This is a genomic window from Flavihumibacter petaseus NBRC 106054, from assembly GCF_000974785.1.
Lineage (GTDB): Bacteria > Bacteroidota > Bacteroidia > Chitinophagales > Chitinophagaceae > Flavihumibacter > Flavihumibacter petaseus.
On record NZ_BBWV01000001.1, the window covers coordinates 1380658 to 1404439 of the forward strand.

The 23782-nt window shown below is 49.1% G+C and carries 15 protein-coding genes; 2 read left to right on the plus strand and 13 right to left on the minus strand.

Features of this window, described 5'->3' with window-relative positions:
- Positions 1 to 5 precede the first annotated feature (5 nt).
- Positions 6 to 2411 carry a glycoside hydrolase family 127 protein gene (locus FPE01S_RS05780; protein ID WP_046367865.1) on the minus strand — a complete coding sequence of 802 codons (2406 nt, stop codon included), beginning with the start codon at positions 2409 to 2411 and terminating at the stop codon, positions 6 to 8.
- Between the two features lie 139 nt (positions 2412 to 2550).
- Between FPE01S_RS05780 and FPE01S_RS05785 the strand changes: the two genes are divergently transcribed.
- Both FPE01S_RS05785 and FPE01S_RS05790 read left to right on the plus strand, forming a co-directional pair.
- Complete coding sequence (locus tag FPE01S_RS05785; RefSeq protein WP_046367866.1) at positions 2551 to 3861, plus strand: Gfo/Idh/MocA family protein; 1311 nt, start codon at positions 2551 to 2553, stop codon at positions 3859 to 3861.
- Positions 3862 to 3956: 95 nt separating this feature from the next.
- A complete protein-coding gene (locus FPE01S_RS05790) occupies positions 3957 to 5408 on the plus strand; it encodes an APC family permease (protein WP_046367867.1) in 1452 nt (483 codons plus the stop codon).
- Positions 5409 to 5417: 9 nt separating this feature from the next.
- Here the strand turns inward: FPE01S_RS05790 and FPE01S_RS05795 are convergent, their stop codons facing one another.
- The 12 genes from FPE01S_RS05795 to FPE01S_RS05850 form a co-directional block, all read right to left on the minus strand.
- Positions 5418 to 6260, minus strand: a complete 843-nt coding sequence (locus tag FPE01S_RS05795) for an ATP-binding cassette domain-containing protein (RefSeq protein ID WP_046367868.1) — start codon at positions 6258 to 6260, stop codon at positions 5418 to 5420.
- 9 nt (positions 6261 to 6269) lie between these two features.
- Positions 6270 to 7046, minus strand: a complete 777-nt coding sequence (locus FPE01S_RS05800; RefSeq protein ID WP_046367869.1) for an ABC transporter permease — start codon at positions 7044 to 7046, stop codon at positions 6270 to 6272.
- Positions 7047 to 7055: 9 nt separating this feature from the next.
- A complete protein-coding gene (locus FPE01S_RS24655; protein ID WP_052955535.1) occupies positions 7056 to 8852 on the minus strand; it encodes an OmpA family protein in 1797 nt (598 codons plus the stop codon).
- A gap of 11 nt (positions 8853 to 8863) precedes the next feature.
- Positions 8864 to 9973, minus strand: coding sequence for a coiled-coil domain-containing protein (locus FPE01S_RS05810; RefSeq protein WP_046367870.1), 1110 nt, complete (start codon positions 9971 to 9973; stop codon positions 8864 to 8866).
- Between the two features lie 17 nt (positions 9974 to 9990).
- Complete coding sequence (locus tag FPE01S_RS05815; RefSeq protein WP_046367871.1) at positions 9991 to 10686, minus strand: hypothetical protein; 696 nt, start codon at positions 10684 to 10686, stop codon at positions 9991 to 9993.
- Between the two features lie 202 nt (positions 10687 to 10888).
- Positions 10889 to 12130, minus strand: a complete 1242-nt coding sequence (locus FPE01S_RS05820) for an NAD(P)/FAD-dependent oxidoreductase (RefSeq protein WP_046367872.1) — start codon at positions 12128 to 12130, stop codon at positions 10889 to 10891.
- Between the two features lie 3 nt (positions 12131 to 12133).
- Positions 12134 to 13726 carry an aldehyde dehydrogenase (NADP(+)) gene (locus FPE01S_RS05825; protein ID WP_046367873.1) on the minus strand — a complete coding sequence of 531 codons (1593 nt, stop codon included), beginning with the start codon at positions 13724 to 13726 and terminating at the stop codon, positions 12134 to 12136.
- Complete coding sequence (locus FPE01S_RS05830; protein ID WP_046367874.1) at positions 13710 to 14654, minus strand: dihydrodipicolinate synthase family protein; 945 nt, start codon at positions 14652 to 14654, stop codon at positions 13710 to 13712. Before FPE01S_RS05830 ends, FPE01S_RS05825 begins: the two co-directional genes overlap by 17 nt.
- A gap of 189 nt (positions 14655 to 14843) precedes the next feature.
- Complete coding sequence (locus FPE01S_RS05835) at positions 14844 to 16439, minus strand: RagB/SusD family nutrient uptake outer membrane protein (RefSeq protein ID WP_052955536.1); 1596 nt, start codon at positions 16437 to 16439, stop codon at positions 14844 to 14846.
- A gap of 18 nt (positions 16440 to 16457) precedes the next feature.
- Positions 16458 to 19463, minus strand: a complete 3006-nt coding sequence (locus FPE01S_RS05840; RefSeq protein WP_052955537.1) for a SusC/RagA family TonB-linked outer membrane protein — start codon at positions 19461 to 19463, stop codon at positions 16458 to 16460.
- Positions 19464 to 19637: 174 nt separating this feature from the next.
- Positions 19638 to 21950, minus strand: a complete 2313-nt coding sequence (locus tag FPE01S_RS05845; protein ID WP_046367876.1) for a S9 family peptidase — start codon at positions 21948 to 21950, stop codon at positions 19638 to 19640.
- Positions 21947 to 23698, minus strand: a complete 1752-nt coding sequence (locus tag FPE01S_RS05850; RefSeq protein ID WP_083990140.1) for a DUF885 family protein — start codon at positions 23696 to 23698, stop codon at positions 21947 to 21949. The genes FPE01S_RS05845 and FPE01S_RS05850 overlap by 4 nt, the downstream gene beginning before the upstream one ends.
- Between the last annotated feature and the right edge of the window lie 84 nt (positions 23699 to 23782).

Consider the following 23782-nt stretch of genomic DNA (forward strand, 5'->3'; position numbering starts at 1 on the left):
CAGACTTATTCGACTTTCCATTCCTGGATCCCGGCAGAGTGATCTGCCGGTAACTGTACTTCCAGCCGGAGCGCGTTTGTTCTAACCGGCTCAAAGCTGATGGTATCATATTGGTCTTTGTGTACGGTATAGGTACCGGTTGTTTTTACCGGGATCCACTGATCACCATTGCGGTAGTACAATTTCCAGGATGCAGGGATCCTGCAGCCACCGAAAGGACCATCGTCAAACCAGTAGACATCAGACCGGCTGACCGTATATTCTTTGTCAAAATCATACTGTACCCACTCCTGGGTTTTGGTATTGGGCCACCAGTGCAGGAAAAGACTGTTATGGTCCTGCGAGCTTTCTGGCTCATACTGATCATTCAGCCCTTTCAGCATTTTTGTCTGCTTCAGCGAGCCGCTTGCCTTCGCCCTGGAGGCAATCGTTGATGCTGGTTTGGGACGGGCCATGGAATCCACATAGGGGATCCATACTTCCATTTCCGATGGGCCGCGGTTGTTCCAGGCATAGTAGGGAATGGCAGTAACCGTTTGTTCACTTTTGGCGATAGCACTGCTGTTCTCCATTTTTTTGGAAGCGGTACCTTTCCCCTTCAGCAAAACAACACTATTGAACATGGTTGGCGCGTCCTGGGTGGTAAACGCAGCATTCCTGGCCACCACAATATTCTGAACAGCGCTGTCTGCATTATCAGGACCTTCCAGGCAATAGACCAATGGACCACGTTGCAAAGCAAACCTGCCCCTGTCGGCTTTTACTGAATCAGTTGCCACGATCTTCTGAATTTCCATTGGCAGATCGATTTCAACTTTGTCGCCTTTCTTCCAGGACCTGTTGATGACCGCGTAACCTTTTTCCATTACGGGTTTTAAGGATTTGCCGTTCACACTAACCGTCACGGGTATCCGCTTGTTTTCCATAAAAGCATACAGCGAGCCCGGAACAGCTTCGCCCTTCGCCCATCCTGGTACGCGCAGGTAAAGGCTGAAAGCTGCGGTCTGCTGCGGTTCGATGGTCATTTTTACTTTTCCTTTCCAGGGGTACTGCGTCTCCTGGCCAATGCGCAATTTTCCGGCAGGAAGGGTAATATCAGCATTGCTGGCAACATACAGGTTCACATATAATTTATTGCCCTGCTGCGCATAGGTATAGCCGGGAACTGATGACATAAACCGCGTCATGTTCGAAATGCAGCAGGCACAATTGAACCACGGGCTCCGCTGATGCTGCCCCATTGACGCCAGTGGGTTGGGATAGAAAAATTTATCCCCTGACAGCGAGATGCCAGACAACAAGCCATTGTACAGGATCCGCTCCAGTACGTCAACGTATTGCGCGTTGCCATTGAGGTAAAACATCCGGCTGTTCCAGTATACATTCGCAATGGAAGCGCAGGTTTCTGCATAGGCACTCATGTTGGGCAGGTCATAGGCAGCCCCGAATGCTTCCCCATTGCCGGTTGCGCCGATTCCACCCGTGAGATAGAGTTTGTGATCGGCTACATCTTTCCAGATATCATTGATCGCATGGATATATTCCGTGTTTCCCGTCAGGGCAGCAACGTCGGCCATACCCGTATACATATAAGCCGCGCGCACCGCATGCCCTACGGCAGTATGCTGGCTCGTAACGGGTTGCTGACTCTGATTATATTCAGCACCCTGTATTACACCCGTTCCCCTGATGTCAAGAAAGTATTTAGCCAGTTCCAGGTATTCTTTTTTGCCCGTTACCCGGTACAGTTTTGCGAGGCCCATTTCCACCACCTGGTGGCCCGGGAACCAGGGTGCTTTCCCGACACTGAAAACCTGAACAAGCAGGTCTGCATTTTTGGTAGCAATATTGAGCATGCTTTTTTTCCCGGTAGCCAGGTAATGTGCTGCAGCTGCTTCATAAAGGTGCCCGCAGTTGTACAGCTCATGGCTCAGTTCGGGATCTTTCTCCCACCGTTTTGTTCCTGCCCATTCATGCGGCTTTTCCGGTTTCATGGTGCGGAATGTATACAGGTAGCCATCGGGTTCCTGTGCAGCTGCGATGATTGCGATGAGCGTATCTACTGAGGCTTCCAGTGCGGGATCAGGTTTCACCTGGAGAGAATAAGACGCGCCTTCAATCAGTTTATAGATGTCGGTATCGTCAAAGGGATATTCAGTGAGTTTTCCTGGAGGCATTTTCCCAGCGGCTTTCAGAAAATTGTCGATGCGCCCTTCCTTTCTGCACAGTGCAAGCACATAAGGTATAGTCACCAGGCGGTTGGTTTCCATCCGTGGCGCCCAGAACTGGTCATGAAAATGCACCTGCGTAAAAGGTACAGGCTGAATGGGATAATCCACCGGCACCTGCTGGGCAAAGCTTTCTGCAGTTATTCCTGCAATAGCAACCGTTAAAAGAAAAAGTCTTTTCATGTAATAAATGTACCATTTACATTTAATTCATCGTGCCCGCAAATTGATACTTAATTAGCATTTTTTCCCCCCACTTGCACGGGTTGCGCGCACTTCCGGATTAGTTTGTAAATTATGCCTCCATCATAAAACGATCGCCATGTCAAATTCCCGTCGCCGGTTCCTTACCCATTCCGGTACCCTTTTATTAGGTTCCAGCCTGCTTCCCGGCTTTTCCGGGGAGTTGTTTGCTTCTACCCAACGCCGCATTTCACCTTCAGACCAGATCAATGTGGGCGTTATTGGCGTGAAGGGGATGGGATGGAGTAACCTCCAGGCAATCCTGAAAGTTCCCGGCACCCAATGTGTCGCCCTTTGTGATATTGATGCCAACGTGTTGAGCAGCCGTGCCGCTGAATTAAAAACTCCTGTAAAGACTTATTCGGATTACCGCCAGCTCCTCGACAATAAAGATGTTCACTATGTGATCATCGGGACACCGGATCATTGGCATTGCCTTCAAATGGCGGATGCCTGTGCAGCAGGGAAATACGTATATGTAGAAAAGCCATGCGGCAATACCATCGAAGAATGCCGCGTCATGGAAGCAGCCCAGGCGCGGTATAAGAGTTTTGTGCAGGTGGGACAATGGCAGCGCAGTGCGCCGCATTTCCAGGACGCTGTTGCTTTTGTGCAAAGTGGCAAACTTGGCAATATCCGCACCGTTAAATCCTGGGCATATATGGGATGGATGAAACCGGTACCTGTTTTGCCAGATGCTGCCGTCCCGGCAGGTGTGGATTATACCCGTTGGCTGGGACCGGCACCTACAAGACCTTTTAATCCCAACCGCTTTCATTTCAATTTCCGTTGGTTCTGGGATTATGCAGGCGGTCTCATGACCGACTGGGGAGTCCACATGATGGATTATGCCCTGCTGGGTATGAAGGCAGGTTATCCCAAATCTGTCATGGCTTCCGGTGGCAAAATGGCTTACCCGGATGATGCGTCGGAAACTCCGGATACACTGACGGCAGTATTTGAATACGACAAATTCAACGTGGTTTGGGAACATGCTACAGGAATTGATCTCGGTCCTTATAACCTCACCCACGGTACAGCCTTTATTGGTAATAACGGAACCCTTGTATTGAATCGCGAAGGCTGGTTTGTTACGCCGGAAGGGCAAAAGATGGAAGCAGTTCCCATGCAGAAAGACCAGGGCGATGCGTTGGTTCGCCACCATCAGAATTTTGTGGATGCCATCCGCAATAACCAGCCAGCCAGTATCCATACCCCGATTCAGGAGGCCAGCCGTACCGCACAGGTTTGCCAGCTTGGCAATATTGCCTTCCGCACACGTCAAAAACTTGCCTGGAACGAAACAAAAGGGAATTTTGACAGTTCAGCAGCCAACAAATTGTTGGACGCACATTATCATAACGGGTACAAATTGCCGAAGCTGGGATAGAAGCTAAAATCCGGTCAGTATTCAACAATATCCGGAGAAACGGTGCGGACCGGCATTCCGGAGGATGCTGTATCTTCCCGCACCAAGATTAACGCATGTCACAGCACCAGTTTCAACCGACCCTCAAATTACTTGACGCTACGATGATCGTTGCCGGATCCATGATTGGTTCCGGCATTTTTATAGTGAGTGCCGATATTACCCGTAATGTCGGCAGCGCCGGATGGCTGATTGCCGTCTGGCTGATAACGGGGTTTATGACCATAACGGCCGCACTCTCCTATGGTGAACTGAGCGGTATGTTCCCCCGTGCCGGCGGACAATATGTTTACCTGAAGGAAGCCTATCATCCATTACTGGGATTCCTTTACGGTTGGAGCTTTTTCTCCGTGATCCAGACGGCAACCATTGCAGCAGTTGGTGTAGCATTTGCCAAATTCGCGGCTTACCTGTTCCCACCACTGAGCGAGGATCATGTTGTGGCAACCATCGGCCCGCTGAATATTTCAGCGGCACAGTTGCTGTCTATCGCGATCATTGCGCTGCTGACTTTCATTAATACACGGGGTATTCAAAGCGGAAAGGCAATTCAGACTACATTCACGCTCGCCAAATTGCTCAGCCTGTTCGGATTGATTGGCTTCGGCCTATTTGCCTTTAAAACTGCCGTTTGGGATGCCAACTGGCAGGGTGCCTGGGACCTTCACAAATTTCCTGCTCAGACGAACGGATCAGGTGAAGGTGGCAACCTGGCTTCCTACACAGCCTTCGCTGCTTTTGGTGCCATTGCCGCAGCAATGGTAGGATCTATATTCAGCAGTGATTCCTGGAACAACGTGACGTTTATTGCCGGTGAGATTAAGAATCCTAAACGCAATATCGGCCTGAGTCTTTTCCTTGGCACCCTGATCGTCACCATCATTTATGTGCTGACCAATTTTGTCTATACCGGGGTACTGCCGCTACATGAAATTGCTACGGCGGAAAAAGACAGGGTAGCTGTCAGCGCAGCGCACGTAATCTTCGGCAATGCGGGTACTTATATTATTGCAGTCATGATCATGGTGTCGACCTTCGGTTGCAACAACGGTCTCATCCTCGCCGGCGCAAGGGTATATTACACGATGGCCAAAGATGGTCTGTTCTTTAAGAAAGCGGGAACACTAAATGACAATAATGTACCAGGTTTTGCACTATGGCTGCAGGGCATTTTTGCTGCAGCGTGGAGCCTGAGCGGGCAATACGGACAATTGCTGGACATGATCTCCTTTGTGGTAGTGGGCTTTTACATCCTGACCATCGCCGGGATCTTTATCCTGCGCCGCAAAAGGCCGGATCTTGAGCGTCCCTACAAAGCATTCGGATACCCGGTATTGCCGGCATTGTATATCCTGATGGGCCTGGCCTTCTGCATTCTGCTGATCATTTTTAAACCTGAATATACCTGGCCGGGACTCATCATTACCCTGCTCGGCATACCTATCTATTACCTGATTTCGAAAAGGGGTGCTGCAAAAGAAATCAGCACAGCGACCGTAAATTCCTGACCGGCAGGATCAGCTGCTGAGCATAATATCCCGGATTTCCTTGATGCAATCATAGTGATCGCTGTTGAGCTTTTCACTCCACGCAAGGCCCATCTTTTTCAGATCGAAATGACGAATGATCGTTCCTGAAGTACCGGGGCTGCCGTTTTCCCGGGGATACCCTATAATATAAATGGAATCAGCCAGCTCTACGGCAAGTTCAATGTCGTGTGTACTGAAGATAACTGTACTCAATTCACTGCTGCGGTTGATCAGCTGGAAAGCCTTTCTCACATTGTCTATGTTGCCAATGTCGAGTCCGGAAAATGGTTCGTCAAGCACCATGTAATGTCCGGAATTAAGGAGTTGCTCAAGAATTGCCGTGCGCTGTCTTTGTCCACCGGACAACTCATTGGGATACTGCATCTTTACTTTTTCCAATCCCCAGTCAGCAAGGTATTGATTGATCTTTTCCGCTTTTTCCGTGGCACTCAGAGGCGATCTTCTCAATGCAAAGGCAAGCGCCTGTTCTACTGTTTTGTGCCGGAATAGGGTGTACTTCTGGTTTACAAAACCTACATCGCCTTCTTCAACCATTTTAGCCGGTTGCTGACCGTCGTGAACAGTCTTACTGTAGTCCGGAATAAGTACTCTTCCTGTTGTAGGTGCCTCCAGTCCTGTCAACGTGCGGAAAAGGGTCGATTTTCCACGGCCCGATCTGCCCAGGAAGGCTATGATCTGGCCTTGTTCACGACCCGGAACGACGGTATCCTTTTCTTCAAAACTGATGTTTTTGATGATAGTCTTTCCATCGTATACCACGCTCAGGTTATCAACATGAAGCAGGGTATGTTTTTGTTCGTAGGCTGTCATTACCAAGGCTTAAAAAGTTGAGTATCGGAAGAATCCTTTCCGGAGCGCATTGAGGCCTGCGTCCAGGAGCAAACCAACGGCAAGTATTACCAGCTGCAAGGCAACGATCCGGCCGTGGTTCATGAATTTATCGCTGTTCTTGATCAATACGCCAAGTCCGCCTGCAGCAACGAGGATAGATTCGACTGTAACCAGCATCATCCAGGTGATCGCCAGGTTCTGGCGAAGCATATCGATCACATAGTCTATCCTTCCTTTGATTACGACTTCCCAGAGCACTTCCCACCGGGAACATTTAAGGGAGCGGGCATGATCAATTTCTTCAACAGGAATGTCTTTGAGCATGGCCAGCAGGCTGGTGATAAAATACAGGCTCATAAAGATCATCAGTACGCTCACCTGCATGGTCCTGGCATCACTCACGAGGATTGCCAGGTAAAAAGTGATACCCGTAAGGGGCAGGTACCTGATCCTGCTCATGGCTACGGCGAGTGGTTTCAGAAACGGCAAGGGCGATGCATAAGCGATCAGGAGAGAAATGAGCAACGAAAAAAAGGTCGCCTTAAAACAAAGAGCAAGGGAACTGGCGATATGCACCACCAGCCCCTCATTAAAAAGTGAGATGAACCCTTCACAGACCTGTCCGGGTGTCGGAAACAGGTGTTTTGATCCTGTTGATGCCAGTACCCAAAAGCCGCCTACCATCACGATCCAGATGGTCAGGATGGTGATTCGGCTTCCGCGATCAATTGTTTCAAAAGGCTTGAACCAGGTTGCGGGTTTCATTTTAGTATTTTATTTAAGCAGGGTTATCACTACTCTCCTGTTCTGCGCTTTACCGGCAGCAGTATTGTTATCGCCCACCGGCTCGTCCTGACCCTTACCCTCAATTTTCTGAAAACGGCTGGCAGGAATACCTTTCTCCACCAGGAAATTCTTAACTGACTCCGCGCGTGCGTTCGACAGGGCGTAGTTGCCATCAGCAGTTCCGGTGTTGTCGGTATGACCCACCATTTCGAGCTTGGAATCTTCCGCCTGGATCAGGAGGTTATAGATCTGCTCCAGAACATCTTTTCCTTCAGGCCGGATCGTGGCTCTTCCCGGATCAAAATTGATTCTCCATTCACCGCTGGCCATAACACTGGTCGCCTTTTTGGTATAGTCGGCCGTGTAAGCTTCGCCTTTGTCGATCTCGCCAACCTGCTTCAGAAAGCTCAGGTTAACGGCCTCTTCGTAAGGAACGATCTTTTTCACATTCTGATTAAAGCCCGCCGGGTTAAGGTCTTTCAGATATTTGGAAACCTGGTCATATACAGCCTTATAGCGGTTGGTTCCATCTGTTATACCATAATACTGGTTGGCATCAGCCTGGTTGAACACCCGTGAACCACCCATATTGAAGGAGATACCACTCTTTTCGCCGCTTTGGCCCTTGAACATGTCATACCAGTATGAAGGAGTTTCCATGGCAAAAGATTTCGCTGTCGACTCGGAAGCGCGATGCCTCCAGGAGTCATACAACTTCATCTGGTTAGAAGCTGCATAGGATGATTTCAGTAAGTTAATTACTGTTTCCTTGTTCTGTTCTGCCCATTGTTTCAATACGATGATGGAGGTCGCCATCTGGTTGTTAAACTCTTTGGTAGAAACTACATCGGTAAACCCGGTGAGGGCATCGAAAACCATTTTATCGCCCGGTGTCCAGGTAGCGCAACCATCTACTTTCTTGTTGATGGACTTACCCGTCAGTTTTCCGTTCTTCACCTCTTTCAGCGATACCGTCCAACCTTCTTTCTGTGACTTAATCAGTTCTTTCGCAGATTCGATATAGTCATCGTTGGCGGAGGCGATAAAGTTTACTGCTTCTGCATCATAGGTTGACGGATCGGGGTTGATCTTAAGACCATTTGCCGCTGCATAGTTTACGGTAGTCACCCAGTCGCCGTCTCCAATCACCGCGGAAACAAGCGATCCTTTCATGGACTGCGGATTCATCTTCCAGCTGGGAGGCCCGATGAGCTTGTCCTCACCATAACTAAGGCCAACGGCTCCAATTACCTGCAGTTGATACTTTCCTGCACCGTATTTGTCGTCGAGTGCCTGCTGGGCGGAGCTGATATAGAAAGGAACGCCATCGCCCATGATCATGATACCGGCAACACCATCTTTGGGAAAGCTATTGCCCTGATCATAAGACTCAATGAATTTCATTTGCTGATTGCGCAATTCGCTGAGCCAGTCCTGCCGGATAATCTCCACATTCAGGCCGTTCTTTTCCATCATAGAACCTTTGGTGGTTTTAGGACCACCGTTGGCCACGATAATACCGCTCTGGGCATTCCACGCATATCCCGCAATCCGCACAAGCGGTTTATTGCTTACGGCTGTTGACAGTGTTTCTTCTGGAAGCGCAATCTCTGCAACAGTGGATACGTTGTTTACGTCTTTGTCGCTGACTTCAATTTTGTCCAGCTTCTTTGCTTCGTCGACCCTGAGACCGGGCGACAGTGCATATACCAATCCTCCGACTGCACCTGCAACGATCAGCGTGATGAGGGCTTTGGAAAAAAAGGTAAGTTGAGACCATTTCATAATTGTAGGTATTAATTGAAAATATCACCGAAGCCTTTGCTTTCGATTTTATCTTCCGGTGTGAGTTTGTAATTGGGGTTGCTGTATTTTTTTGACTCGGGTACGATATAGTTGTCCGTTTTGATCTGGTCGGCTAGCTTGTCGAGTTTTGAATAAAGTTCATCGCTATCCATAGAGTACTGGCTGGTAAGGGAGTCCAGATCCAGCAGGTTCTCCTGGGTGGTAGCGAGGTCAAGGGCTATGGTATTGGTCACCACATCGAGCGCGTATTCCAGCTCCCAGCCCTTGGTGAACAGCATTGCTGATTTCGCTTCTTCTGTTGCAGTTCTGGCAGCTTCTGCGAAGGCATACTCCTTCTTCAACATGTCGACGCTCACGTCAAAATCGGCAATTTTGATCTCCATTGCAGTATCCACCATATTCAGCTTGCGGTCGAGTTTACCGATTACGTGAGCACGGCTACCATATTTCCTGATCAGACCGGTGCTCTGATTCAGCATATGGCTGACGCGCTGCGCTTCGCTCAGTGTTTTCATCAGGTTGGTTTGCAATTCCACATAATCATCGGAATCTTTCGCAGCCGCGCCCATGGTTTGCTCCATATTGGTCATCCTGGATTTCAACCCTTCTGCTTTGGATTGCAGGGACAATACTTTTTCCTGGTATTCTTTTGACTCTTTTTCGGCTTTAACGGATTCCGATTCCATGTTCGATTTGATGGCCTTGATTTTTGCCTTGGCCTGTTTGAACTGGGTCCGGTTCTCCTGCATTTTCTCTTTTTGCGCTTCCAGTTCACCGAAGGGATCGTATTTGATCAGGGCTTTCTGGAGTGTGCGTGAAAGTGCTTTAAGGCCTTTGATAATAGCAGGAAGCAGCAGGAAAAATGCAATCACCAGAACGGCAGCGGCGATTGCACCCAATACCTGTCCCACCCAGGTAAATACGATGGGCAGGATATACTGGTACAGGCCCCAGGCGATGGTGCCCAGCAAGACCAATCCTACTACTACTGCAATCCCTTTTTCTCCCTTTCTCCAGTTCTTCGGATTCAGGGTGATATCATTTTTTTCAAAATGCTTGAATATGGGAAGTTCAAGCACTTTGTTGCTTTCTACTGACATTGTATTTGATTTGGAAATTATTCTCTGATGAACTGTCGGATGCTGTCTTTTACAGCATTAAGTTTATTGATGCTCACACGATGTGCCTGGTCATTGGCCTGAAGCTTTTCCCTGATTGCCTTTTCCTGGGGAAGGCTGCCTTCGTCGATTCGCGAAAGCAGGGTGCGCTTGTTGGCAATATCCGTCTCAATTTTCTGTAGTTCCGCTTTCAGCTGGTTAATCCTGCTGATGCCGGATTCTATTTCGTTGTTGAGCTGGCTTTTCTCGGATGCATTCTGTTGTTGTATTGTCTGCAGCTTCTGCTGACCCTGCCGAACATATTCACCGTGCACTTCATTGATCTTGCTGATGTAGAAATCGGCGTCGTTCAGGAACTTGGTGCTGCTGATCGTTTTGTCCATAGACCGGGCCATCTGGTAAGCCATGCGGTAAGCCTGTTCATTATGCAAACCGGTGGATGAAATGGCCATGTAAAATTCATAGAAATCGTAACCAGGCATATTGATACTGTCCAGTCCGTTTTCATATACGCTTAACACTTCGCGGAAATCAGCGTCATTTGCCTGGGGAGGAGCAGCAGCATTCAGAGATTCATGCTTGTTTGCTGCATAGTTGTCTACAGGGAAGGAAAATGATTTGTCGGATTCGGTTTGCCGGTTAGTACCTTCTTCGCCTTCATCCTTGACGAAGAGGTTCTTCCAATTCTTAAGCATTTGTTCAGGTTAATAGAATAAGATGTTAAAATGACGAGAAACAAATTCACAAGGTTGCAAGCAATTGTGAATTCTTGTTTCCTGCATCCTTCAAATATACATGTAACCTGAACTGCAGCAAGTATTCTGCAAAAATCCTTACAATTTGTTGATTACAGGCTTATTAGGCAGCAATTTTGCCAACAATGTCTGGCCATTCTACCTAGAAACGGTCAGGCCTGAACGCTGTTGCATTGACGGTAAGTGGAACTCCTCCTGCCATTTCCGCAACAAGTTTACCTGTCGCCGGGCCAAGACTGAGGCCCATCATGGCATGGCCGCCGGCAACGATCAGGTTGTCTACCGTTTTTGTATAACCGATCAGGGGGAGTCCATCAGGTGTACAGGGCCGGTAGCCAAACCAGATATCTTCCTGTTTGGGCATTTGCAGTTTGATATCGGGGAAATAGTCCGGTACAGATTCCACGATGCCCTGCACCCGGCGCATATTGATCTTATCATTTATTGCGCCCAATTCCATGGTACCGCCATACCTCATTTTACCATCCATGGGAGTGATCGCAACACGCGCTTCACAAAGGATGGCTGGTACCTGCAAGGTTGTTTCCGGTTGCTGCAGGGTAAAGGAATAGCCTTTACCGGGTAAAACAGACAACTGCAATCCTGCCCTGCGGCCGAGTTCCGGCAGCCATGATCCGGCGGCGAAAACAAAAACGTCCCCATCGATCGTCTGATTACCGGCAACTATTGAGCGCACCTGGTTCTTCTGGCGGTTAACAGAAAGCACGGGAGCATTGGTGATGAACTGTACACCCGCGCCTTTCAAAAATTTAACCAGTTGCGGCATCAACAGGTTCGGGTAGAGATGGGCATCGCAACGGTAATGCACTGCACCCAGTACATCCAGCCTTGTGCCGGTTTCTATCTGCCGGGCTTCACCTGCACTGAGTGCTGCCACATCGAGTCCCAGCGACCGTGCTTTTTCTGCGAGGTGAATTTCTTCTTCCGCTACTTTTTCATCTCTGAAGTACATCATGATACCCTTTTTCTCCAGGGCAAATGCGAACTCCGGTTTTGCCGCCATGGCTTCGTAAAGCTTTTTGCTGAGCACATTCAGGTCGCGCAGCGGAACAGCCGACGCTTCCACATGCGCTGCGGTGGCGGAACGCATGAATTTTAACCCCCATTGAATCAGGGTACTGCTCAATGACGGGCGTACGTAAAAAGGGCTTTTGGAATTGAACATCCAGCGGATACCCTGCGTCACCATTCCCGGTGCTGCAAGGGGAACAAAATGGCTTGGTACGATCATGCCGAGATTGCCATAAGAGCAATTGTCTGACAGATCAGACCGGTCAACGACCACCACGTCCCATCCTGCTTCTTTCAGAAAATAGGCACTGCTCAATCCGATAATACCGCCGCCAACTACTACTGCTTTCATCTTTTACTTTGCGGGAGATTCCCGGGTATACTGGCCATTTAATTTCCGCATAATATTCAGCGGGTTACTGTCCTGCAGCGCAGCAGGCAGCAATGTCGCCGGGCAATCCTGCAGGCAGACCGGGCGAACGAATCTTTTGATCGCATCGGCCCCGACTGAAGTGCTTCTGCCATCTGTGGTCGCGGGGAAAGGACCACCATGTACCATCGCGTGACACACTTCCACACCCGTCGGTACATTATTGTAGATCAGCCTGCCGACTTTTGACGATAACAGGGCCATTGCCGGAGCAAACTCCTGCAAATCACCATCAGTTCCGTAAAGGGAGCCGGTAAGCTGTCCGTGCAGGGAAGCAAGGGCGGCTTCCATTGCGGAATGATCGTCGCAGAGAATGACCAGCGATGCCGGTCCGAAAATCTCTTCCTGGAGTTCCGGCTGTTTTATGAAATCAGCAGCATCCACCTGCAACAGGGCGGCACTTCCTTTAAATGCATCGCCCTCATCTGGTTTTTCAATCAATATTTTGACGCCGGCAATACTACCTGTCTTTTTCTTTGCCTGGTAATAAGCGGCACAAATGCCTTTATTCAGCATTGTCGCCGGAGGTACTGCTTCCAGCGCTGCTGTCAGTGCTGTAATAAACTGTTGTGAGGTTTCGTCCTTCAGCAACAATATCAAGCCTGGGTTGGTACAGAACTGTCCAACGCCCAGGGTAATTGATCCAGCGAGCTGTTTGGCTATCGCCGTGCCGTTTTGTTTCAGTGTTTCCGGGAGTAACATTACCGGGTTGATACTGCTCATTTCTGCATAAACAGGAATCGGGGTTGCCCGGTCATTGCTGGCGGTCCGGAAAAGAGACATTCCGGCCCGGTAGGATCCTGTGAAACCGATGGCCTTGATCGACGCGTGCCGGGCCAGTTGCTGACCGAGGGCAGCGCCTTCGCCATTCAACGCAGAAAAAACACCCTCAGGCATGCCTGTTGCAATGGCAGCTTTCTGGATAGCCCCGGCAATCAGTTCGTTGGTGCCGAGATGGGAAGAATGCGCTTTCAGGATAACGGGGCAACCACTTGCGAGTGCAGCAGCGGTATCACCTCCGGCCGTTGAAAAGGCAAAAGGGAAATTGCTGGCAGCAAATACAGCAACGGGGCCCAGCGGAACCAGCATCTTGCGCAGGTCGGCCCGGGGTAATGGCTGGCGGTCGGGTAGCGCAGTATCGATCACGGCTTCCACCCATGATCCCTCGCGAAGGACAGCTGCAAATAGTTTGAGCTGGTTAACAGTACGATCCCGTTCGCCCGAAAGTCTCGGCAGCGGGAGGCCTGATTCCAGGTGTGCGCGCTGGATAAGGTCGTCTCCCAGTGCTGCGATATTTTCGGCAATAGCTTCCAGGAATTCTGCCCGACGGGTACCAGGCAGTGCGCTGAAAACCGGAAACGCCGCTTCTGCGAGCAATAAGGCCTGATTGATCTCTTCCTTGGAAGCTACTGAAAAAGCCTCCGGAAGCGGTTTCCCCAATATGGTACTGAAAGCAAATAATTTCTCCTGTTGTTCTGCACCCGTTTCGAATCCTATTACACTAAGTCCACGCAACATCTGCATTTGTTTTGATCTGGAAATAATCGGGAAGTTCGGGGCGAACGGCGAGTGCATCATTGATAGTTTTCAACACGCTGGTCCTTTCTGCTCCTGTGAGCGGCAGTCGCGGTGTGCGAACTGTTTCGCTTCCGATGCCGGTAGCCACTGCTGCCAGCTTGATGTACTGAACCAGTTTAGGGTGAATATCCAGCTCCAATAAAGGCATGAACCAGCGGTAGATGCGCACGGCCTCGTCAATACGACCTGCTTTTACGAGGCGGAAAATAGCAACAGTTTCACGGGGGAAGGCGTCCACCAGGCCTGCCACCCAGCCATCAGCTCCCAGCACAAGGCTTTCCAGCGCCAGGGGATCCACACCGGTAAGGATCTTGAAACGATCTCCAAAACGGTTGATCATCCGGGTGATATTCACGGTGTCGCGGGTAGACTCCTTTACAGCCTGGATATTCGGCCGGTCAGCCAGCGATTCAAACATATCCAGCGTTACTTCGATTTTATAGTCCACCGGGTTATTGTAGATCATGATGGGCAGCGAGGTGCTGTCAGCCACTGCTTTAAAGAAGGCTACAGTTTCCTCATCGGAGGATTTGTACCGCATGGGAGGCAGTAGCATTAATCCGTCAGCGCCATTCGCCTCGGCTTCCCGGGCAAGTGCCACGGCATCTGCCGTGCTTTGTTCTGCGATATTAACCAGAACCGGAAATCCGGAAGGCACCAGTTCTTTTGAATAGATCAGCAGTTCCTTTTTCTCCTGGTTGAGCAGGGTGCTTGCTTCTCCCAGGGATCCACCGATAATAATACCATCCACGCCGGCACTGATCTGTGCATCGAGATTGGTTTTATACATGGCAAAGTCCACCTTATCGTTGCTGTCAAAGGGTGTCAGTAAGGCAGGAAAAACACCGCTCCAGTTAATGCTATGCATAGACGTATTTGTTGAAGTTTATGAAGCAAATGTATTGAAAGGCGCAACCTCGTGCTTGGTGCCGATTAATTCATTGTTTACGGATTTTAACTGCTTTTGCCAACGAAGATTTTATTATTAAAAGATATCATCTCCTGCAGGAATGCAAAAAGCCGGCGGTGCCGGCTTTTTGCATTCATTATCATTCATTTACTGATAATCAGGATTCTGCACCAGTTTGGAGTTTTTATTCATTTCGTCCTGCGGAATCGGGAACAGGATCTTAGTCTTCCCGTCGGCATTGGGCCGGTGGTTGAACCATTTTTTCCTTGCGAACACTCCGAAACGGATCATGTCGTCGCGGCGGTGTCCTTCGCAGGCGAACTCCCAGCCGAGCTCATCAAAGAAGCGGCCGAACGGAATGTCATCCCCTCCCTGTGCCTCAATCACAGCACCGTTCTGCCAGATCCCGTATTTGTATACACTGCCTTTCTGAAGGTCGGCAGCCGTAACGGTTGCCTTGGCTGGATTGGTGCTCGCAAATGCCCGCGCACGGACCTGACTCACGAGTGTTGCTGCTTCGCCGGCATTGCCGGTGCGTAATTCAACCTCAGCTTTCATCATCAGGATATCTGCGTAACGGAACAGGACATAGTCCGTGCTAATGCTGTTCCTTGCACCTACTTTGATCTCGTATTTACCTACACGATAGCCCTGGAAGAAGTCTGCCAGGTCCATACCATCCACATTTTCTGTGTAGGTAAGAATCAATGCACCGGTGGATGCACTGTACTGAGGACCCATGATCCAGGTGTCTTTCAACCGTATATCGTCTTCATCGTAGGTATCGATGAACTGCGGCACTGCACAGTTACCACCCCAGGGTTGGGCGGCCATATTCAACACGTTCCGGTGGGCAGTAGCCAGTGTTTTCATATGGATAATGTTCCCCTGACCAAATACCTCATCGTAAGGAACAGAGAGGATCTGCTCCTTTGAGTTGTCGTTGGTTGTCAGGAAATTCGACTTGTAGTTCGGCTCGAGGATATACTTGCCGCTATTGATGATATCCTCGCATTGTTGCCTGCATTTTTCCCACTGGGCCGTTCCGGTATACACTTCAGCATTCAGGTAAAGCCTTGCCAGCACTGCCTTGGCGGCCCATTTGGTGAAACGGCCATAGGTAGACTTATCCGGCGTCTCCTTTAGCAGGTCCATATTGTCCATAAGTTCTTTTTCCACGAAAGCATATACTTCCGCCCTTGGACTTTGTACTGGTAGTTCTACATCCAGCCAGTCCACCACCACAGGAACATTTCCATGGTTGTCTAACAGGAGTGAATAATAATATGCCCGCAGCACTTTCAACTCGGCCATCAACTCTTCCTTTCCATTGGTGATCGGCACCGCGCCGGATTCCACCTGGTAAATGATCCGGTTCACGTTATTGATACCCACGTAACAATTGATCCAAAGATTCTGGGGCTGCCATTCCTTTTCATCCCACTCATGGTTGTGCATCCTGAAGTAGGTTCCGCCATCATACCAGCCATTGGGGCGGGTGGGTGTAATGATGGCATCGCCGGGTTCTTCCTGCAGGTCAAAATTTCCCTGCCAGTCGGCGAACATCGGGCGCATGATGGTATACGCCGGACCTATAATAGACGGTATGTCTTTTTCTGTCGGTTTGTACGAAGTTTCCAGTACCTGGTCATAAACCTCCTCGTCCAGTTTGGTACAGGAACTGAAGGCCAGCAAGGAACTCATGAAGAGGGCTCCGATGCCTAGTATTTTATGATTTGTCATAACGATTCAGTTGTTTGATTAAAATCCAAGTGATACTCCCAATGTGAATGTGCGCGTGGTAGGATACTTATCACGTTCATCATTGCCGGGAGAAAGCCCGATTCGGTTAACTTCCGGGTCGATGCCTTTATAGCCGGTCAATACCAGGAGATTTAACGCAGACGCATAAACCCTGGCTCTCTTGAATACCTTGCTGCCGGTTACATCAATATTATAACCCAGGGTAACATTATCAATTTTCCAGTGATCACCATCCTCTATGTAATAGGAAACATAGGCGAGATCACTGTTCAACCTTCCCTTTCCATATACATCATCCAGTGCAGATTTCAGCATGTTATAGCTTTTAATCTTGGGATTCTCATAATACATCCGCTGGAAGTTCAGGATCTGGTATCCAAAGGCGCCCCGCATATTGATGGAAAGGTCAAAATGTTTGTAGCGGCCATAAAGGTTAACACCCGCATTGTGTTTGGGGATACCGTTGCCAAGCACCTTTTTATCATTCGGGCTGTTGGCTGATATTTTTTTAGGTTTACCATCCGCATCTTCAATGATCCATTCACCGTTTTCATCAATGTCGATGGACTTATATCCATAAAAATTCCCGATCGGTTCACCCACTTTTACGATATGGGTAGCTTCCTGGATAGGCTCACCTGTATAGCCCGCAGGGAAGAAATCCTGTTCGGTCTTAAACTCACCAGCAGAAATTGACAGGAGTTCATTCGTGTTGCTGGAATAGGTAGCGTTGATTTTGAAATCAACATCCTTTGTACGGATCACATCATAATTCATCAGGATCTCCAAGCCACGGTTGCGCATACTACCGGCATTAGCCAATGTAAAACCATTAAGGTTCGGAGGTACTGGTACAGGGAAATCGTATAACATGTCTTTTGTGTCACGCTGGTAGAAATCAATGCTACCATTCAGACGATTTCCAAAAAACCCATAGTCCAAACCAACATTAAATTCCTGCTTCTTTTCCCAACGAAGATTGGGATTAGGGTTACGTACCGGCGAAATAGGCTGGATCCATGTTCCATTGTAAAGGAAGCGGCTCGTATTGTCATAGTTCAATGAGATCAGTGAGAGGTAAGGATCTGTCGGTACGGTGCCGGTAACTCCGTAACCGACCCGCAGTTTCAGGTCACTGACGAAATCGACAGAACGCATGAAATCTTCTTTCTTGATCCGCCAGCCAACCGACGCAGCCGGGAAGGTTCCCCATTTGTAGTTCTCTCCAAATTTTGAAGAGCCTTCATAACGCAGACTCGCCATCAACAAGTATTTTTCATCGAATGCATAGTTGATCCTGCCAAAGAAACCGATGAGTTTTGAGTTGGATTTATAACTATTCATACCATAGGCGCTGCTGTTTTGTAGCAACAGGGCATCGCCTGCCTGTAATCTGTTGTAGGAATATAAGTCGGTGGGAAAATTGGAATTACTGGCTCCGAAACCTTCGCTGGTTACATCCTGGTAGCTATAACCACCTAGAACTGTAAAACGGTTCTTATTAATGATTTTAGAATAATCTGTAGTGAACTCTAAAAGGTTATCCTGGTACAAGCTGGTATTGCGGGAAGCATATCCCGTACGGCTGTTCACCACCGATGCCTTATGATTAAAGGACTCTGCATAACCGGACAACTCACTCCTTTTTACTCCGGACACCAGCAGTTTGATATTCAGGTCACGGATGGGCGAAAAAATAACGTTCCCATTCAACCGCAATTCTGATACGCGGTATTCACCATCTGTTTCCTTGATGGTACGCAGCGGGTTATCATAGTTATAACCATTGGGATCTTCCTTGTAGTTACCGGTATAGTCATAAACGCTATCGGTCGGATTCCGTATGATCGCCTGCCGATAGGTATACGCATAGTTGGGCCCGGCAAAATATTTTCTGTTCCTGTTGACCACGTTCAGGTTGAACCGGAGTTTATTGTTGAACATGGAATGGTTTAAATCAATGCGACCCGTGAATTGCCGGTTATCAGACCGAAGAAAAAGACCCTGCCAGTCGCGGTAGTTCAGGCTGGCTACATAGTTGGTCTGTGCATTTCCGCCCTGGAGCGTAAGGTTATGGTTTTGGCTTAACGGTGTTCGGGTGATCACATCCAGCCAGTCGGTTGATGTTCCTTTATCGTAGTCAAGTGTGGGGTCATAGAATCCGTCGGCAACCAGCTTACGCGCATCATCGGCGGTCAGAAACTCCATCTTCCTGGCAATGGTTTGTACGCTGAAATAGCCATCATACATCATAGATGCTCCACTACCACCGGACTTCTTTCGGGTGGTAATCAGGATGACACCATTGGTTCCCCTGGTACCGTAAATGGCAGCGGCAGATCCATCCTTCAATACGTCAATTGATTCGATATCTTCCGGAGCGACAGTATTCAGGTATCCGGGAATACCATCTACCAAAACCAGGGGTTCCGTTGAAGCAAACATGGTTGCGTTCCCGCGGAGCGAGATCTGTGTCGTCGCATTGGGATCACCACTGGGGTTCACAACAGCGAGACCAGCAACTTTGCCCTGGATCAGCTGGCCGGCGTCTCGGGCAAAGCCCTGCGTGAAATCTTCGCGCTTCACGCTGGCAATTGCACTGGTTACTTCCTTTTTCTTCTGCTTACCATACCCGATAACGACTACGTCATCGAGATTGGATACAGCATGATCCATTTTGATATTGATACTGGTCTGTCCTTTTACTGGTATCTCCAGCGTGGCAAAACCAACGGCAGTAAATACCAGCACGGACTGACCATCCGATACCTTAATGGAAAAATTCCCGCCATCATCCGTGACGGTAACATTCTGTTTGCCACTTTCCGTGATGGTCACCATGGGCAAAGGATTGCCTTCGGCATTCTTCACTTTCCCGGTAACGACATGTGTGGAAGCCGGGGTTTGTGCAAAGCCTGTCTGCATAAACAGAAAGCTTAAGCAATACAATGTCATCAGGATCAGTAACCGGCGCCGGTTACTGCCTTTAGCAGTAAGTCCCATAAATTAATATTTAGATTTTAGCGAACAAGGTGACAGGTTTGGTTACGAGTTGCCCGCATTTTATATGGCATAAAAAGGCAGATTTCCCGAAGGAATAAAACTATTTATCTCCTTCGGGAAATGCTTTACAAAAATTAATGTCTAATACACACTTATTAACTCATACAACTGGAATCAGCGCTCCTGATAAGTTGACAACTCATTGCTGTTGCGTTTTGGGGGAATGACTTTCAGTAAGGACTGCACGAAGAAATCACGTTTGCAGACTCTGCCGAACGGGCCGCCGTCGCTGTGTCCCATTCCTGGAATGGCAAGGAAATCAAATTGCTTACCGGCTTTAATCAGGGCATCTGCTACCCTGTAGGTAGATTCGGGCGGAACATTTTCATCCTCATCCCCAACGATGAGGAGGAGATCACCCTGGAGTTTTGCAGCATTGGAAATATTCGACTGTTCATCATAGTGTTTGCCCACAGGATAACCCATCCATTGCTCGTTCCACCATTGTTTGTCCACCCGGTTATCATGACAACCACAGGCAGACACGGCAGCCTTATAAAATTCTGGATGGAACAGCAAACCACCGAGCGCATTCTGGCCACCGGCGGATGTACCATAGAGCCCAACCCTGGTGGTATCTACCCAGGAATATTTCGCTGCAAGTGTTTTTATCCAGGCGATCCTGTCAGGAAAGCCCGCATCAGCAAGATTCTTCCAGCAAACATCATGGAAGGCTTTTGAGCGGTTGGCCGTTCCCATTCCGTCGATCTGTACCACCACAAATCCCAATGCGGCCATGCTTTGCATCTCCCCGTAACCCACAAAGGATTTCGGCACAAATGCGTCCTGGGGTCCGGCATATATATTTTCAATTACCGGGTAGGTTCTTGAAGGATCAAAATCTGCAGGCCTGCAGACGATGCCCCAGATCTCCGTTACACCATCGCGCCCTTTCGCATGAAAGGATTCGGTTAAAGGCAAACCCAGTTTCAGGTATCGGCTGATATCTGCAGTTTCAATATCCATCAGCTTTTTACCGTCTGCTGCATTACGAAGGATCGTTACTGGTGCCACATTGACCTCCGACCTGGTGTCCAGGAAATATTTGCCACCAGGCGCATATTGTACCTGGTGTGTTCCGGGTTCAGGATTCAACTCAATAAGATTCTTTCCGGAAAAATCAATCCTGTAATGATGTACATAGTAGGGATCCTCTGCAGGATTCTTCCCGGAGCCCCGAAACCAGACCTGGCGCTTCTTCATATCAATGCTGTCTACTTCCCGGGTGAGCCAGTTACCTGTAGTGATCTTGTTTTTCAGTTTCCCGGTATTGGCATCAATCAGGTACAGCTGCCGCCAGCCTTCTTTCTCAGAACTGAGCAGGATCTCATCAGTATCATTGAGATACGCTGTGTAAATGCGAGACTCGTATTGAAAAGTCGTAGCCCGTTCATCGTAAATAGTCCGGGTATTACCTGACGTTGCATCAACTTCAATTATGCGGAACCGCTGATGACCACGGTCTACCTTCTCATACAAAAAGCGTGTGCCGTCTTGCTTAGCCCAGTGCAAAGCAGGCGCGCCAAAAAAGTCGATCACTTCGGTATTTACCTTTGCTGGAGCAGAGCCATCGAGCCTGATGATAAACATTTCAAAAGTGGTGAAGGGATCGCCGGGTTGCTTGTAGTGAATGCTTTTCAATTGTCCCCTGGTAGTATTGGGCTTTGCCTTGATCACGTAATAGATCATGGAGTCTTCCACTTCTTTGATACGGTAGCCTACCACATATTTGCCGTCGGGTGACCAGCTCAGATTTCCATAATAATTATCGGGTGTACCCCGGAAGCTGAACGGTTTCCTGGTCGAATCGCCGATGGCACAGATTTCCGCGCTGTAGCCATCCTGTCGGATCACCCATTGCTTATCCGGTGATACACTGTCTGTCTGAAAATCCATCCATCTGCTTCTCGCCGTCCAACCGTTTCCGCGGGAGTAATCCGGCGGCACAGGTGAAGACGAATCTTTGGTAAGTTCACTGTTATCCAATCGGTAAATCCATCGGTCTTTCTGGTAGGTAAACGCAATCATCTTTCTGGCCGGATCGTATTGGTTTATCCGGATCGGTAATTTCGTCGCATTCAGCTGCTGCTGGTATTCCCTACCCAGCTTGCCCGTTAGCTGCTCCAGGTCTACCGGCTTGTATTTAGTCCCTTTCGCTACATCCACACCAATACATTCCATCACACTGTCGGCCAGCAGGTTCTGGTACAGGAAATATTTACCATCGGGTGACCATACGGCGCGGACGCTGGTTTTAAAGATGGTGTTCTTCGCAAGACTGTCCAGTTGCCTCGCGGCCACGTACCGCTTCATCATTTCAGCACGTTCAGGATAGAATGGCATAGTAGTTGCCGGTGCCATTTGGGCAATAGAAGTCACGGCCGGTGCTATGGCAGCCAGCAACAGAAAGGATTTCAGGTGTTTCATTTTATTCCGGGATAAAATTTCCAGTGCGTGGTAAAATTGGCTTCCGGCGCCTTATCCGTAAGAATGCAACGGATCATCTCCACGGGCATCGCGTTTTCTTCCATGACGGCATCGTTAAATTGCTTCAATGTCATCTTTCCGTTGCCGACGAGTTCACTTCTCAGCGCGTTGAATTGTAATCCGCCAATCATATAAGCGAGCTGATAAAGGGGGCTATAACCGCCAACAAAAGAACGGCGCACTTCGCCTTCTGCATTGGCTTTTTCATGACCCACCCTGTTTACCAGGAAGTCGATGCATTGCTGGGGTGTCCATTTGCCGAGATGATAATTGAGGGAGAAGATGATTCTCGCGCAGCGGTGCATCCGCCAGAACAACATTCCCACCTTGTCTTCCGGGCCGCGGGGAAATCCCTTATCCCACAGCAGAATTTCCCAGTAAAGTGCCCATCCCTCCGTCCAGAACGGCGTATCAAAGTTGCGGTAGGCATGGTTCCGCTGGCTGGTGAACTGCTGCAAATGGTGACCGGCAATCAGTTCGTGGTGCACCGTTGCTCTTGAGAAATGCGGGTTGTTGCCGCGCATGCTCATCAGTTTATCAGCTTCATCCATTGTATTGGTGGGATAAGATATGCTCAGCACTTCGCCCCCTGTGAAAAATGGATTGACCAGCTGGCGTTTGGGCGTCATCATGATCATGCGCCAGGTTTCTTCAGCAACTGGCGGAATGGAGATCATGTCGTTCTTTTTCAGAAAATTGATGCTCTGGTTGTATAGGTCCATGATCATTTCCGGCTGATGGCCTTCAGGAACATAGGTGTTCTTCACTTTCTCCATCGCCTTTTTCCAGTCATCGCCAAAACCCATCTCGCGGCTCGCTTTCAGCATTTCCTGGTCGCACCATGCGAATTCTTTTTCAGCAATGGTCACCAGGTCTTCCGGTGTATAGGGAATGAATTCTGTTTTCAGTTGTCGTACCAGTTCATCATGCCCGATCGGACGGCCGACAATTCCGCTGCCGTCGTCACCACCGGAAGCATTTTTCCTGGCCTTCTCCAGCACTTTTGTGCCGTACACTTTCAGCAGGCTGTCAACCCCCTTGTAAGCGGTTTCCATCCACCACGTATAGGAGGGATCGTATCCGTTGTAAAATTCATGCACGGACTTCAGCGCATCCTGTAGGTCCCGCGCAGTCTTTTCCGCCGCATAACCTGCCATCAGATCAATGGACTTATCGGTTTCCAGTGCCTGAAGTCTTGCTTTGAGCTGCGCCGTCCAATCCTGCATTTCTTTTGCCAGCTGTGCTGATGCCGGAACAGCTCCCCGCCTGCGCTTTTTTTCCACTTCAAAGACGGCCGCTGCAAATGGCAGTTGCTGCATTCCAGTGGCAGCTGCTTTTTCATCCTGCTGCAAGGCATACCGGGCATTCTCCAGGTCGCGACGGAACAGGGTATAATCTACTTTGCCTTCCAGACTAAGCTTTGAATAGGGGAACTGCTCCAGTTTACGGCTGTACTCGTCCGTTAGGGTCAGCATCCTTCTGATCCGCTCGGGTGATGATTCCAGGAAATAGAACCGGTCAAGGCTTCCTTTGTCGGCCTGGTAATTCACGAGGAGGTTGGTCAGTTCAGTTGCCTGTTTACTGATTTCTTTGTCCACTTCAACCTGGGCGAAGGTCACCAGTGGAAAAACTGCCAGTGCTGCACCTGTAATAAGCCGGTTGCATCTGTTGCGGAAAACGAAGAACATATGGGGATTTGTTTTTTGCAAAGAATAAACGACCCACCACGGGGATGGGTCGTTTTCAAAACCAAACTGAAAATAAACAAAGCT

Bases quoted from the DNA above. Each gene is read 5' to 3' on its own strand.
- FPE01S_RS05800 (WP_046367869.1), bottom strand. From the start codon at position 7,046: ATGAAACCCGCAACCTGGTTCAAGCCTTTTGAAACAATTGATCGCGGA.
- FPE01S_RS05790 (WP_046367867.1), top strand. From the start codon at position 3,957: ATGTCACAGCACCAGTTTCAACCGACCCTCAAATTACTTGACGCTACG.
- FPE01S_RS24655 (WP_052955535.1), bottom strand. From the start codon at position 8,852: ATGAAATGGTCTCAACTTACCTTTTTTTCCAAAGCCCTCATCACGCTG.
- FPE01S_RS05810 (WP_046367870.1), bottom strand. From the start codon at position 9,973: ATGTCAGTAGAAAGCAACAAAGTGCTTGAACTTCCCATATTCAAGCAT.
- FPE01S_RS05830 (WP_046367874.1), bottom strand. From the start codon at position 14,654: ATGCATAGCATTAACTGGAGCGGTGTTTTTCCTGCCTTACTGACACCC.
- FPE01S_RS05825 (WP_046367873.1), bottom strand. From the start codon at position 13,726: ATGTTGCGTGGACTTAGTGTAATAGGATTCGAAACGGGTGCAGAACAA.
- FPE01S_RS05820 (WP_046367872.1), bottom strand. From the start codon at position 12,130: ATGAAAGCAGTAGTAGTTGGCGGCGGTATTATCGGATTGAGCAGTGCC.
- FPE01S_RS05840 (WP_052955537.1), bottom strand. From the start codon at position 19,463: ATGGGACTTACTGCTAAAGGCAGTAACCGGCGCCGGTTACTGATCCTG.
- FPE01S_RS05795 (WP_046367868.1), bottom strand. From the start codon at position 6,260: ATGACAGCCTACGAACAAAAACATACCCTGCTTCATGTTGATAACCTG.
- FPE01S_RS05780 (WP_046367865.1), bottom strand. From the start codon at position 2,411: ATGAAAAGACTTTTTCTTTTAACGGTTGCTATTGCAGGAATAACTGCA.
- FPE01S_RS05845 (WP_046367876.1), bottom strand. From the start codon at position 21,950: ATGAAACACCTGAAATCCTTTCTGTTGCTGGCTGCCATAGCACCGGCC.
- FPE01S_RS05815 (WP_046367871.1), bottom strand. From the start codon at position 10,686: ATGCTTAAGAATTGGAAGAACCTCTTCGTCAAGGATGAAGGCGAAGAA.
- FPE01S_RS05785 (WP_046367866.1), top strand. From the start codon at position 2,551: ATGTCAAATTCCCGTCGCCGGTTCCTTACCCATTCCGGTACCCTTTTA.
- FPE01S_RS05850 (WP_083990140.1), bottom strand. From the start codon at position 23,698: ATGTTCTTCGTTTTCCGCAACAGATGCAACCGGCTTATTACAGGTGCA.
- FPE01S_RS05835 (WP_052955536.1), bottom strand. From the start codon at position 16,439: ATGACAAATCATAAAATACTAGGCATCGGAGCCCTCTTCATGAGTTCC.